General features: G+C 39.2%; 11 protein-coding genes. All 11 read left to right on the top strand.

Annotation, left to right across the window (positions count from 1 at the left end; genetic code table 11):
* Positions 1 to 31 precede the first annotated feature (31 nt).
* The 11 genes from JOD02_RS05130 to chvE all read left to right on the top strand — a co-directional run bounded on the left by JOD02_RS05130 (position 32) and on the right by chvE (position 13,173).
* Complete coding sequence (locus tag JOD02_RS05130) at positions 32 to 493, top strand: VanZ family protein (protein ID WP_204487579.1); 462 nt, start codon at positions 32 to 34, stop codon at positions 491 to 493.
* Between the two features lie 393 nt (positions 494 to 886).
* Entirely contained in the window at positions 887 to 2,398 is a 1,512-nt protein-coding gene (locus JOD02_RS05125) for a sensor histidine kinase (protein ID WP_204487577.1), read from the top strand.
* 13 nt (positions 2,399 to 2,411) lie between these two features.
* Positions 2,412 to 3,464, top strand: a complete 1,053-nt coding sequence (locus tag JOD02_RS05120; protein ID WP_204487575.1) for a response regulator transcription factor — start codon at positions 2,412 to 2,414, stop codon at positions 3,462 to 3,464.
* A gap of 175 nt (positions 3,465 to 3,639) precedes the next feature.
* On the top strand, positions 3,640 to 5,400 hold the full coding sequence (locus tag JOD02_RS05115) for an extracellular solute-binding protein (RefSeq protein ID WP_204487574.1): 1,761 nt from the start codon (positions 3,640 to 3,642) through the stop codon (positions 5,398 to 5,400).
* A gap of 95 nt (positions 5,401 to 5,495) precedes the next feature.
* The gene (locus tag JOD02_RS05110; RefSeq protein ID WP_204487572.1) at positions 5,496 to 6,392 is read left to right on the top strand and encodes an ABC transporter permease; all 897 of its coding nucleotides are present in this window, start codon (positions 5,496 to 5,498) and stop codon (positions 6,390 to 6,392) included.
* Between the two features lie 14 nt (positions 6,393 to 6,406).
* Positions 6,407 to 7,294 carry a carbohydrate ABC transporter permease gene (locus JOD02_RS05105; protein ID WP_204487571.1) on the top strand — a complete coding sequence of 296 codons (888 nt, stop codon included), beginning with the start codon at positions 6,407 to 6,409 and terminating at the stop codon, positions 7,292 to 7,294.
* Positions 7,295 to 7,657: 363 nt separating this feature from the next.
* Positions 7,658 to 7,897 carry a helix-turn-helix domain-containing protein gene (locus JOD02_RS05100; RefSeq protein WP_204487569.1) on the top strand — a complete coding sequence of 80 codons (240 nt, stop codon included), beginning with the start codon at positions 7,658 to 7,660 and terminating at the stop codon, positions 7,895 to 7,897.
* 253 nt (positions 7,898 to 8,150) lie between these two features.
* Positions 8,151 to 9,140, top strand: a complete 990-nt coding sequence (locus JOD02_RS05095) for a sugar-binding protein (RefSeq protein WP_341534535.1) — start codon at positions 8,151 to 8,153, stop codon at positions 9,138 to 9,140.
* 109 nt (positions 9,141 to 9,249) lie between these two features.
* Positions 9,250 to 10,593 (top strand): sensor histidine kinase, encoded by a 1,344-nt coding sequence (locus JOD02_RS05090; protein ID WP_243426359.1) that lies wholly within the window; start codon positions 9,250 to 9,252, stop codon positions 10,591 to 10,593.
* Positions 10,594 to 10,601: 8 nt separating this feature from the next.
* The gene (locus JOD02_RS05085; RefSeq protein ID WP_204487565.1) at positions 10,602 to 11,912 is read left to right on the top strand and encodes a helix-turn-helix domain-containing protein; all 1,311 of its coding nucleotides are present in this window, start codon (positions 10,602 to 10,604) and stop codon (positions 11,910 to 11,912) included.
* Positions 11,913 to 12,072: 160 nt separating this feature from the next.
* Positions 12,073 to 13,173 carry a multiple monosaccharide ABC transporter substrate-binding protein gene (gene chvE, locus JOD02_RS05080; protein ID WP_204487564.1) on the top strand — a complete coding sequence of 367 codons (1,101 nt, stop codon included), beginning with the start codon at positions 12,073 to 12,075 and terminating at the stop codon, positions 13,171 to 13,173.
* Positions 13,174 to 13,292 lie beyond the last annotated feature (119 nt).

Below are 13,292 nucleotides of genomic sequence, written 5' to 3'. Positions count from 1 at the left end.
TTTTCTGTAAAAAGCTGGGCGTGAAAATGTAATGTATTCGATGGGAAAGAAAAGAATATCGACACTGGTGTCATGGACTCTTGTATTTGCGTGGATGGCTGTCATCTTCTTGTTTTCGGCTCAACCTGCACATGAATCCGATGGCTTGAGCAAAAGTGTAACGCTGTTTATCCTTCGGCTTGCAAAAAGGATTGTGCCTTCAATTGAGCTGATTTTCGACGTAGCAATACTCAACTACTTGGTTAGGAAAGTTGCCCATTTTGCAGTCTATTTTGTGCTGGGCGTTTTAACCGCGAATGCATTGGAAATAAGCGGCGTTCCGACATTTAAAGCTTTTGCTCTGGCTTTGGCTATCTGTATTGTATACGCTGCTACCGATGAAATACACCAGCTGTTTGTGCCAGGCAGGGGATCACAGATAAAAGATGTGCTCATAGACTCTGCTGGGGCAGCTGTGGGAATTTGGGGATATTATAGTATCATGAAGGATTAGTAAGTTATTGGAGGCACAAGGAAATTTTACCGGCTGGTGCATAAAAAAATAGTGCACCAGCGTTGAATTTTTTCAAATTTTGTGCTCGGAATAGGCATATTAAAAATGGTTTTTGATTGAATGGTTGAGTGAGGAACGGTGGTAAGCAGAATGATGTTGCTGTTTAATAGCATCTTAAACAGATTGTTAAGATGTGCAAATGTATTGAAATTCAATTCTCTTAAGCAGAGATTAATTTTTTTATTGGGAGTCAGTACTATAATAAGCTTAATCTTTTCTGCAATAGTGTCATATAATTCAATTATTTCCATCCAGCAGAACAAGATAAATACGGCTCTATCATCTACATTGGAGCGTCTTACGGATCAATTGGATAGGGATTATTACAGCATAATGCAGATTACGCAGCAGATGATGCCACAAGGGCATATAGGTAGTGATGTGGACGAGTACTTTTTTACTACTCAGCCTTATAACAAATCGGTATTGACACGCAGAATATCGAAGAATATCGAGCTTGTTACTTATCCATATCCCAATGTAGTTGTTGCTATGTATTATAACCCTCAAGAGGATTCCGTTTTATTTTATAACCTTCCTCCGATTGATGAATTTTCCTTGGAAAATTTACCAAAGTTAAAACAGCATTTGGAAATAACCTATCATACTTTCCATCCTTCTATGTACAGATTCGGAGATCAGCAAGTTATTTCGGTGACGCGCACTGCTTTGTTTTCAAATAGCGTTAAAATGGTAATTTATGTTGAAGCAAGAAGTGAGATTGAAAAAAGTTTAAATGCGCTTTTTAATGCTCAACGTATGAGTTATATATTTTTACAGATAGATGAAAATAAAGAGATAAAGTATAGCAGTTCTCCAGAGATTTTTAGTGTTGGTCATAGATTTGAGTTGGGTTCGCAAGAGCCAACGGGAAGAATTGATGGTTATATATGGAATCAAAGAAAGAGCCAACACGGTTTTACAAATATCATTTTGGTACCAATCAGTAGCTATAATCGTGAACTTTATGCATGGAGCACCACCATGCTGATTATTACCTTTGTTATTCTGCTTATTGTTGCTTTGATAGGTATCATGCTTTATCAATTGATCTATAAGCCCTTACATTTATTCGAGCGCGAGATGGAGGAAGTTGGCAGGGGTAATATGGAAATGATAGACTATCACATCGGTATTGAAGAGTTTGATCGAATGTTTGATAGGTTCAATACCATGAAAATGCAGATTCAAGATCTCATGCGCGATATAGAGAAGAAGGAGAAACAGCGCCATGCTCTGGAAGTGGAAAAATTGTATTATCAAATTAATCCGCATTTTTTGATGAATGCGTTAAATTCTGTTCATTGGATGGCTGTCATAAACAAGCAGCACGATATAAGCAACTATATATCAAAACTCAATTACATTCTAAGCTACAGCCTAGGGAAGACGGATCAGGATACCACTCTTAGGACTGAAATAAAAATGCTTCAGACTTATCTGGACTTGCAAAAAATGCGCTATGACTTTGAAGCCTTTGTGAACGTGGTAGAAGGTGATTATCTTGATATCCATGTACCGCGACTTATATTACAGCCGTTGGCAGAAAACGCTATTTGCCACGGCCTTGATCAAAATGGTATACTAATTGTAGACGTATCGCCGGATTATCAAAACAATATGATCAAAGTGGTTATTCAGGACAACGGGAAGGGGTTGGATCCGCAAATCCTCGAAACTATTCGCTATCCAGGTAGTTTGAATAACGGGGCGTTTGGTCAGGGTATAGGTTTACGATATGTTTATTTCATGCTTGAATCTTTTTATGGGGATCGTGCTTCAATGGTTGTTAATAGTAGACCTCTTCAGGGAACTACAGTTAAGCTCTTTTTACCACTCTGCTGAAGGAGGATGGGCAATGATTCGCGTATTGGTAGTTGAAGACGATAAGCTGGCGCGTAAAGGGCTAATTTCAATGATGCCCTGGAATTCTTATAACATGCAGGTTGTGGGCGACGTACCCAATGGCGCAAAAGCCCTGGAGTTTCTTGAAAATAATCCGGTGGACCTGATGTTTGTTGACCTTGCAATGCCTGTGATGTCGGGGATAGAGTTAATGGAGAGGGTACGGGAGATGTATCCCAACGTTAATTTTGTTGTGCTGACGTTTCACGAGAACTTTGAATACGTTCAAACGGCACTTCGTTTGGGTGCACTGGATTATATTTCTAAAGCAGAGCTTGAGTCTGAAGATTACGATCAGATTTTTCAGCGCATTGTACAGAAGATAGAAGAAAAGAGCAGGACGGGTGGATTGAATGCCGAACGCAGTTTTGAGACGAGTGTAAATGCCGAGGTATGGGAAAAGATAAAACGCCGTTGGTACCAGCTATACTGGCTGTATGATGATGAAGTATTTGAGGAGTTGTGTTCAGAGATAGAAAAAAACAATGTTCCGGTGCGTTATGTAGAGCAGCTGTTTATAAAGCTTTTGGTGATGATTGAATTGGCCACTGGGATCAAGAATGAAACTATGCCGGATATCAAAGATACTGAGAGTGCCCTCGAGTGGATGAGGAATTTCAGAGAGTCTTTGTATCATAAAGCTTTGCAATCTAAAGACCTGAGCAATATACCAGTGTGTATGATGAAAGCAAAAGCTTTTGTGAGGGAAAATATTGGTGAGAAAATTCGTCAGGAGGATGTGGCTTCCCACGTTAATATGAGCAGAAGCTATTTCTCACAGGCATTTAAAAAAGTGGTAGGGATTACGTTTAATGATTATCTGAAGAAGGAGAGAGTTGCTGTAGCCAAAAAACTTTTGCTTGAGTCAAGCCAACCATTGGCTAGCATAGCTCAGGCGGTAGGTTATGAAGATGTCAAATATTTCAACCACGTGTTTTATGAACAGGTTGGTATGTATCCGTCGGAATTTAAGCAAAAATTCTCTTCGTATAGTGATAATTGTTAGATGGATAGACAACAAGAATCCCCTTCCTGTTGCAAATCCGCATAGATGTATTATAAACATAGAACGGTACACCGTTTACTAGTATATTTTTCTTTAATATCATTAAGGTGTAAATATCAAAATGCTCGAAGGCTTGCTGGTTTTCGAGCACAAATGATTGGAAGGGGGAATTAACTTGATTAAAAAATTAATAGCGGTTGTGCTGGTATGTATGCTGGCGTTGGTGAGCGTAGCATGTTCCTCAGGGAGCAAAACTCCCAGTTCTGATGCCAATGAGAATACTTCATCTAATAATGAATCAGAAAGTACGCCATCAGAAAATGGCTCTTCGGAGGGTGAATCAAGTGGTGAGCCGGCATTTATGAAATTTCCTAAACCGGTTGACGTGCATATTGGCATGAGCGTGTCGCCGGTTGATAAGACACTGCCTCCAGGTGACAGTGCACAGGATAATCAGTATACTCGTTATTTACGAGAAAACTTTAATATCAACGTTATTGTGGATTGGACTGCAGCAGAGGGTGAGAACTACAATCAAAAAGTCAGCCTAGCAATTGCTTCCGGCGATCTCCCTGATGGGCTGGTGGTAAATGATCGCACTTATATGGTAAGAGCTGCAAAATCAGGGTTGTTGTATGATATTACGGATTTGTTTGAAAAATATGCTTCTAAGCAGGTAAAGGATATTATGGCCAGTACCCAAGGCCGTGCTATGGAAAATGCCAGCTACAATGGTAGGATGGTTTCACTTCCCAACATTACTGTTGATACCGATGGTATATATGTCATGATGATACGCAAAGATTGGCTGGATAAATTAAACCTTCCCGTTCCGAAAACTTTAAGCGATATTGAGAAAACAGCCAAGGCGTTTATTGAAAATAAGATGGCAGGGGATAATACCATAGGCATAATAGGTCCCGACAAAAATGGTCATCCTTACAGCACATTCTTGTTGTCATCTAACAATAGATTTGGATTTGACCCTGTATTTCAAGCCATGGATGCTTACCCAGGGTATTGGTTGGATGACGGTACAGGAAAAGTGGTATATGGCACTCTAACCGAGAACACAAAGAAAACATTGGAACTTCTTGCTAGATGGTATAAAGAGGGTATTATTGACCCTGAATTAGGTACAAGGGATTCTTCGGCTGAGGTTGTTAACGCTAATCAAGCGGGTATTTTCTTTGGACCATGGTGGAGCATAGGGTACGGAAATGGCGATTCGTTTAAAAATGACCCCAATGCCAACTGGCAGGCTTATCCGGTTTATAGCGATGATGGCAAGTGGAATGTGCGTATGAAAACGGTTGGTACAAGTTATACGTTGATCAGTAAAAAGGCAAGTGAAGATGTTGCTAAAGCAATAATAATTATGAACAACGTGCTTGTACGGGATGAGGGTATTTTTGATACTTCTGTTGCGATTGGCTGGTATCCGTTGCGCAATGTCATGGCACCAGCAGACGAGTGTGAATACGAATATAGAGAGTTGTGGAAGATTTTGAGAGGGCAGGCTGATCCTGAAGATTATAATATACCCGGTAATCCATACAAACTAATTTATGCGGATGCAAAAGCTATTAGAAATGTAGTTAAACCAGCTGATCTCAACAATGAAGTTCTCAATATTCAGGATTTTGATAAGAGTGATTTTGGTAAGTTCCAGCGCTTCTACTCGTTGCTGATAGGCAATCGCCCATATGCGACCATTACTCCTGACAAGAAGGTCTACAGCGTGACATACAACCAGACTGAGACCATGGAGAGAAAATGGGCTAATCTCCAGAAGTTAGAAGATGAGACTATTCTTAAAATTATCCTTGGACAAGAACCTATTAGTAGCTTTGATAAATTTGTAGAGAAGTGGAAGGCACAAGGCGGAGACGAAATAACCGCCGAAGTACAGGCTGAGTACGATAAGAAAAAATAAATGAACGTAATTGAATTAGGCGAGATGCTGGCATTCGGCGTCTCGCCTAATAAAAATTTTTAAGTTTAATTTTGAAATTTAAGGAGAAGTGGATTATGAAAGGCAAGAGGGGAAATGTCGAAAAACATTACTATTTAATGGTTTTACCAGGGTTGGTTTGGTTGTTTTTGTTCAGCATCGTTCCAATGGTGGGCATTGTTATGGCTTTTCAGGACTATAATCCGGGGCTAGGGATTTTTGGTTCTGAATGGATTGGATTGGAAAATTTCAGGTATTTAATGCAATTAGATGATAGTAAGCAGGTAATTATAAATACCCTCATTATTTCAAGCGGTAAAATTGTGCTCAATCTTCTTATTCCACTTATATTCGCCTTATTGTTAAATGAAGTTACGCAATTGCAATATAAGAAACTTGTACAAACTATCGTTTATTTGCCGCATTTTATATCATGGGTTATAATGGCCAGTATAGTTATAAATATATTTGGTTACAGGGGAGCCATAAACACCATTAGGGGTTGGTTTGGTTTAGAGCCTCGCTTATTTATGGCTGACCCGTCTATTTTTCGTCAGCTGGTCATAGGGACTGATGTTTGGAAGAGTTTTGGTTTTAATGCTGTGATTTTTTTGGCTGCATTGACGTCTATTAATCCTAATTTATATGAAGCAGCAACCATTGACGGTACTAATCGCTGGCAAAGAACATGGTATGTCACGTTGCCAGAGTTAAAATCCACCATTGTACTATTAGGGGTCCTGGGACTTGGTAACATTCTGAATGCGGGATTTGACCAGGTGTACAACTTATACAATCCTCTGGTGTACTCTACAGGGGATATTTTGGATACCTGGATCTATAGATTAGGGCTCACTAATTTGCAGTTTTCTCTTGCAACTGCGGCGGGGCTATTCAAATCGGTGGTAAGTTTTGTTTTGATTACTATCTCTTATGTGCTTGCCTATAAATTTGCCGATTACAAGATATTTTAGAGGGGGAATAGCTGTTGGTCAGGGATAGGACGTTTTGGTCTCGAGCTTTCGATGTCGCTAATATAGTAATACTTGGTTTGATAACTTTAAGCTGTTTGTATCCGCTGTGGTATACGTTTTGTTTGTCTATTTCCAATAAGTCAGCGGCTAATGCAGGGTTGGTTACGTTTTATCCCATTGGTTTTTCGCTTGTTTCTTATAAGGAGATCATAAGTGATATTAAATTTTTTAACTCTTTTTGGATATCCATACAACGCACTATTTTAGGAACCGGTATTTCGCTTTTAGTGGGAATAATGATGGCTTATCCGCTTTCAAAATCAAAGGACGAGTTTAGAGCCAGGGATATAATCATGTGGCTTCTCATCTTTTGTATGCTTTTTAATGGTGGATTGATCCCATGGTATATTACTGTTCGAAATTATGGTTTGCTGGATACTATATGGGCACTTGTATTGGCAGGAGGTCTGCCGATATTCAATACCATTCTCATCATGAATTTTTTTAGGAGTTTACCTAAGGATATTGAAGAAGCAGCGGTAATTGACGGTGCAGGGCCATGGCGTATATTATTTGGAATTGTTGTTCCCTGCTCTATACCGGTTATTGCGACTATTACTTTGTTCGTGGGTGTTTATCACTGGAATGAATTCTTTCATGGGCTGGTATTGATGAGCGATGCCACCAAATATCCGTTGCAGACATATATCCAGCAGCTGGTGGTGAGCATTCCCACGAATACAAGCTTGACTCCGGATCAATATAAAAGGTTGTCAGAGCTCTCAAATCAATCTTTAAACGCTGCAAAGGTGTTTATAGCAATGATACCCATGCTTATTGTTTACCCATTCCTGCAAAGGTATTTTGTTGCTGGAATTATGCTGGGAGCGATAAAGGAGTAAGAGGTATTTTTTAGGTATGTTTCATAACTGCTGGATCATGTTGGCAGGAGTAGAGTGGTACGGGAATGCAGCAACGAGTTTTCCATTTGATTTAATCGTCTAATGGTTTATGTGTTGCCTAGATATTCCATCAATGTATGCTAGATGTCAACTATTCTATCATAATTTCACGGTTATCTACCTATACCCATTATTTTGTAATCCATTTTGTAACTATGGAAAATATAAGTTAAGCCAACTTCCATTAACGATATATCGTTAATTTTATTTTACTATAGACTTTTTCGTTTGTCAACGATATATCGTTAATATTTTTGATAAAAATTTGGTATACTTCTCTCCAAAATAGAGAGGTAGTATACCATGACTATTAACGAAGCGATTTCCTTGAGGATCTTACAATTATGTAAAGAAAACAACATAACTATAAATAAACTTGCAAACTTGGCAGGTATACCTCAGTCAACGCTTAATGATATCGTACATGGGAAGAGCAAGAATCCGACTGTAAAGACTATATACTATGTTTGTTTTGGGTTAGGGATTAGCATGAAAGATTTTTTTGATTCAGAATTATTTTCTGATGTGACCGATGAAGACTAACCAGAACAAATAAGCTGCTCTTGAACTGGCTTAAATACCAGTTTATTGAGCGGCTTTTTTAATTTCGTAATAGTGCACTCTATACCACTAAAAATATTGCTTTTATTTTTTGAGGTAATTGTATACTCGACACAATAGCAAGGTTTACATTGGTGCAAATTCCACCTAATAGTGTTATAATATAAAAGAGCATGGTTTACTGGTTATAAGGTTTTAAAAAGGGACTTGGCTTAGTCACGGAGGAGTGAAAAAGGTGAAAAGGCTATTGAAATACTCGGTATATTATTTGGCAGTTTTGATTTTCATTGTATTCAATGTTGTGTTGCTCGACAGCTTGAAGTATGAAAAACCGGTTGAGGAGGAAATAAAGCCCAAAATAGTGCTCATAAGCCACGTTTATGCCAATCCTTACTGGAAACAGGTGAGGTTAGGAGCAGAAAAGGCTGCCAAGGAAAGAGGTGTCATAATAGATTTTCAGGGCCCAGAGAGTGCAAGCGTTGAGGAGGGCATACGGTTGATCAAGATGGCGTATGCTGCAAAGGTGAGTGGGATAATAGCCTATGTGCAGGATGAAACGCGATATAACGATGTCATAAATAAGGTCATAGAAGGTGGTATGCCATTAGTCACTGTGGATTCGGATGCCGAGAACAGCAAGCGCCTTGCATATGTGGGTACCGATAATGTAGAAGCGGGAAGAGTGGGGGGTAGAGAAGTAATTCGTCAGATAGGTACCGAAGGCAAGGTTGCTATAATTATGGGCGGCAAAAGTGTAAAGAATCAGATAGAGAGGGTGGAAGGATTTAAAAGCTATATAAGTAGCAACTCAAATATAGTTATAGCCGCCATTGAGTCATCAGACTCGTATCTGTTGGAAGCCGAGCTGGCAGCCAGAAAGATTTTAAATCGGCATCCCGATGTAAAAGCGTTGTTTTGTACTTCGGCTTTGGATGGGTTAGGTGCAGCCAAGGCGGTTAAGAGTTTGGGGCTTGTTGGGAAAGTAAAAATTATCTGTTTTGATGATTTGCCAGAGACCCTTGACAACATCGAGAAGGGAATAATTACTTCTACCGTGGTGCAACAGCCTTATGTTATGGGATATAAAGCCGTGAATATTATTATGGATAACATTGAAGGAAAAACTACGAAGGGGTTGTTTATTACAGATGTGTTGGTGGTTGATAAGGAAAACCTTGATGAGTTCAGAAAACAGCAACAGGAGTACTATAACGAAAGCCAGTAGCTTAAGGAACAAATTTCTTATATTTGCTGTGATTATTATATTGCCTATTGCTACTAGCAATGTCGTGTCTTTAATAATGAGCAACAGAATAAGCAGTATTTATAATATTATGATGAACAAAATGAGCATTACCAATGAAATTAAAAACAACTTAAACCAATCGTTTTCCCACTTTAATCAATATATATTGACCAACGCCGAAGAATCCAAGCGTCTTTATGAGTTTCATTATGATAAAGCTGTTGAAGATGTAGCGGCACTCCAGCAGGATTCGGACCTTAGAAGTAGATACATTTTAAGGGACCTTTTAAATTCCCTTGAAAGCTTTAAACAAGCAGCAGACCGTACTATTAAAGTTTATGACGATCGTTCTGGGGTTGATGTGTATTATGATGAATATGTTTGGACGAAAGAGATTGTATCCTATTGCAATACTTTTATATCAATGCTGAGTGACAGTTATTTCGACTATAATGTAACTATATATAGGGGGTTAAAGCAAAAGCAGGAGTATATCAATAAAATATTGATGGCTTATATAATGGTAGCATTGATGTTAAGCGCTATTTATACGCTGTTGTTCATAGGCGATATCACTAGAAAGCTGAAAGAGTTGGTAAGTGCCTCGGAAAAGGTGGTTAAAGGGGATTTTACCTATAACGAGGGCGAGAGGACGTATATTTATGAATTGGACATTCTCTCGGAGGCTTTCCGCAAGATGATTACCCACATAAGCAAATACATTGAATCTTTGCAGGAAAAAGCCGAGCTGGAAAGGAAACTTCAGGATGAGAAGATGAAGCTTTTGAGTTACGAAAACGCCCTGAAAGTGTCACAGCTAAAAGTGCTACAGGCGCAGATAAATCCCCATTTTTTGTTCAATACTTTAAACTGCATAAGCCAGACGGCGGTCAAGGAAAATGCCCATAAAACCGAAAGCCTTATAAGAGCGGTTGCCGGTATCCTAAGGTACAGCTTGAGCATGATGGATCGAAATGCCACTTTAGAGGAGGAAGTAAATGTTGTAAAGCAATACATGTATATTCAAAAAATAAGGTATGAGGATAGGTTTGAGTTTAATTTAAAGATCAATGTTGATTTGAAGAAAATAGTGGTTCCTGCGATGACTCTACAGCCTTTTGTAGAAAACGCCTTTATACACGGTATAGAGCCCAAGGAAGAAGGTGGGGTTATAAATATTGAGATAACCGAACAAGGAGGGTTCTGTACAATACTTATAGAGGACACGGGCTGTGGTATGGACGAGGATATGTTGAAAGAGATTATGTCAGATAGCCCGGAGCAGCGGCCTGTGGGACATACTACGGGGCTGGGCATAAGGAGCGTCGTCCAGAGGCTTAAGCTGATGTATAACCGTGATGATATCTTCTCAATTGAGAGTAAAAAAGGTTGTGGCACCAGGGTATACCTCAAAATTCCTATAAAGGAGTAGAGCAAGCCATGATAAGATTTTTAATTGCCGATGATGAAAAGTATGTTCGTGACTCCATAAGAGAAGTGATAGAAACTACATTTAAGGAGAAAGAAGAACAGATTGAAATTGGAGAGGCACGGAATGGAAGGGAGGCCATAGAGGTTTCCGAACGTCTAAGGCCAGATATTGTGATTATCGATATAAAAATGCCGGGGATTGATGGATTAAAAGCCATACAGGAAATTAGGAATTTTTTACCTTATGCTTATTTTATGATTCTTACAGCGTACGACTATTTTGACTATGCCGTGGAAGCAGTAAGGAATAACGTCAAGGAATATATTTTAAAGCCGTTTGATCGTACTGAATTGCGGAATAAAATCATGGATGCTGTTGAACACGTACAATCAGAGAAAGAAAAGCGCAAGAGAGAGATTGAATACCAGGAGAAGATATACAATTTGATTCCTGTAATGGAGAATGAGCTGAGCTATTCCATTGTCAATGATATGCTGGAAGTTATCGACGTTGAAATGTACATGGACTATTTGAACATATATTTTAAAAATTCGTTTTGTATGGTGGTAAAGCTAAAAGAAAAAGATAGCAACGGAACGATTTACGTTACAGAAGGATTAAAGGCGCAGATTGGCGAACATATAAAGCTTTTTTTGAACCAGCGTTATAAGGCTATAGGAAGCTATCGCTTTACCAAGGATTTGATTTATTTTATTGAGAGGCCACTTTCTAATGATACTGAGGAGACCAAATTAAATGTCATCAATCTGGCTTTAGATGTTAAAAGCGAGGTAAAGAGATTTTTTGGCATATCGGTTAAAATTGGATTAGGGAGATGTTATGATGGTATACATCTAATGCATGAGTCGTATCAGGAAGCCCGTGAAGCCTTGGAATATTCATCTGAAAATGTCAGTGTAGTTCATTATGAAGATGTAGAGCACCTGATAGAACAAGATCAATTTCTAGATGACAGGTTTAAAAATGGTTCAGGGGAAAAATTTGCTCTTTTTAAAGCGGTAGAGCAATATATTACCGATAACTTGAGAGAAGATATTAACCTTAAGGATACTGCTGCAAAATTTAATTTTAGCCCCTATTATTTCAGCCGTACCTTTAAAAAGGTGTTTGGGTATAATTTCTCTGATTATTTAAATTTGATTAGGATAAACAAAGCCAAGGAACTGCTTAAGGACGATTCCCTCAGCGTCAAGGAGATATGCTATTTGGTGGGGTACAATGATCCTAATTATTTTAGCAAGGTATTTAAAAAATATGAAGGGGTGACCCCCACCGAGTATAGGGAGAAATTGCGCTAAAGCTTGTACCGCAATAGAGTGCAGATGGGTAAAATATTGCTTTTTAAGGGGGCATGTTTTTAAAGCAACTGGGCATCTCATTACGTTGAGCATCGATTGCAAGAACTGTATAATGGGCATGGCTAATAAATCCTTATATTAAATGAAGGGGGAGCTCTAAATGAAGAAACTTATTATTCTTGTTTTGGCAGCGGCTATTATGTTGAGCATTGCCGCATGTGGTTCACCAACTTCATCCAATCCTTCATCTGGTTCTTCGGAGAAGAAGGACATTCTGATTGGTATTGCCATGCCCACCCAGTCTTTGCAGAGGTGGAATCAGGACGGGGCTAACTTGAAAGCACAACTTGAGGCTAAAGGATACAAGGTTGACCTTCAGTATGCAAACAACGATGTAAATACGCAGATACAGCAAATCGAGAATATGATCCTTAAAGGGAGCAAGGTTCTGGTAATTGCGTCTATCGATGGTTCAGCTCTTACTGATGTGCTTAAAAAAGCGGCTGAAAATGGCATAAAGGTCATTGCGTATGACCGCCTTATCATGCAGTCGGAACACGTTGATTACTATGCCACATTTGACAATTTCAAGGTTGGCGTTATTCAGGGACAGTATATCGAAGAAAAGCTTGGATTAAAGGAAGGGAAGGGACCGTACAATATAGAGATATTTGCCGGTTCACCCGATGACAATAATGCCACATTCTTCTACAACGGCGCTATGAGTGTACTACAGCCCTATATTGACAACGGTCAGCTGGTTGTGGTAAGTGGCCAAAAGGATTTTGTAACGGTGGCCATTCCAGGTTGGGATTCTGCTAAAGCTCAGGCAAGGATGGACAATTTGATCACGGCCTATTATGCGGGTGGGACCAAGCTGGATGCTATATTATCGCCCAATGATAGTTTAGCAATAGGTATTGTCGCTTCCCTTAAAAACAACGGGTATGGTACACCTGATAAACCCTATCCAATCTTAACAGGGCAGGACTGTGATAAACCTAATGTAATTGCCATGATCAACGGACAGCAGTCGATGTCTGTATTTAAGGATACACGGGTACTTGCCGCCAAGGTTGTTGAGATGATTGATGCTATGATGCAGGGCAAAGAGGTACCTGTCAACGACACTAAGACTTATCATAATGGGGTGAAGGTGGTTCCTTCATATCTTTGCGAGCCCATATATGTGGATGTCAACAACTATAAGGAGATATTACTGGATAGCGGTTACTATACTGAAGCCGATCTAAAACAATAAACAGCAATTTGGAATGTAAATTAGAAGATATCCAAACAAAAGAAGTATTTACAAGCCGAACAGAAGTTAGCTGTTCGGCTTGTAAATATGATGTCGAATTAATACAATGGCGTTTAGGG

Origin of the sequence: Caldicoprobacter guelmensis, from assembly GCF_016908415.1 — a bacterium.
Lineage (GTDB): Bacteria > Bacillota > Clostridia > Caldicoprobacterales > Caldicoprobacteraceae > Caldicoprobacter > Caldicoprobacter guelmensis.
This window is presented reverse-complemented; position numbering and strand designations above follow the sequence as displayed.

Bases quoted from the DNA above. Each gene is read 5' to 3' on its own strand.
- chvE (WP_204487564.1), top strand. From the start codon at position 12,073: ATGAAGAAACTTATTATTCTTGTTTTGGCAGCGGCTATTATGTTGAGC.
- JOD02_RS05110 (WP_204487572.1), top strand. From the start codon at position 5,496: ATGAAAGGCAAGAGGGGAAATGTCGAAAAACATTACTATTTAATGGTT.
- JOD02_RS05130 (WP_204487579.1), top strand. From the start codon at position 32: ATGTATTCGATGGGAAAGAAAAGAATATCGACACTGGTGTCATGGACT.
- JOD02_RS05100 (WP_204487569.1), top strand. From the start codon at position 7,658: ATGACTATTAACGAAGCGATTTCCTTGAGGATCTTACAATTATGTAAA.
- JOD02_RS05090 (WP_243426359.1), top strand. From the start codon at position 9,250: ATGATGAACAAAATGAGCATTACCAATGAAATTAAAAACAACTTAAAC.
- JOD02_RS05120 (WP_204487575.1), top strand. From the start codon at position 2,412: ATGATTCGCGTATTGGTAGTTGAAGACGATAAGCTGGCGCGTAAAGGG.
- JOD02_RS05125 (WP_204487577.1), top strand. From the start codon at position 887: ATGCAGATTACGCAGCAGATGATGCCACAAGGGCATATAGGTAGTGAT.
- JOD02_RS05085 (WP_204487565.1), top strand. From the start codon at position 10,602: ATGATAAGATTTTTAATTGCCGATGATGAAAAGTATGTTCGTGACTCC.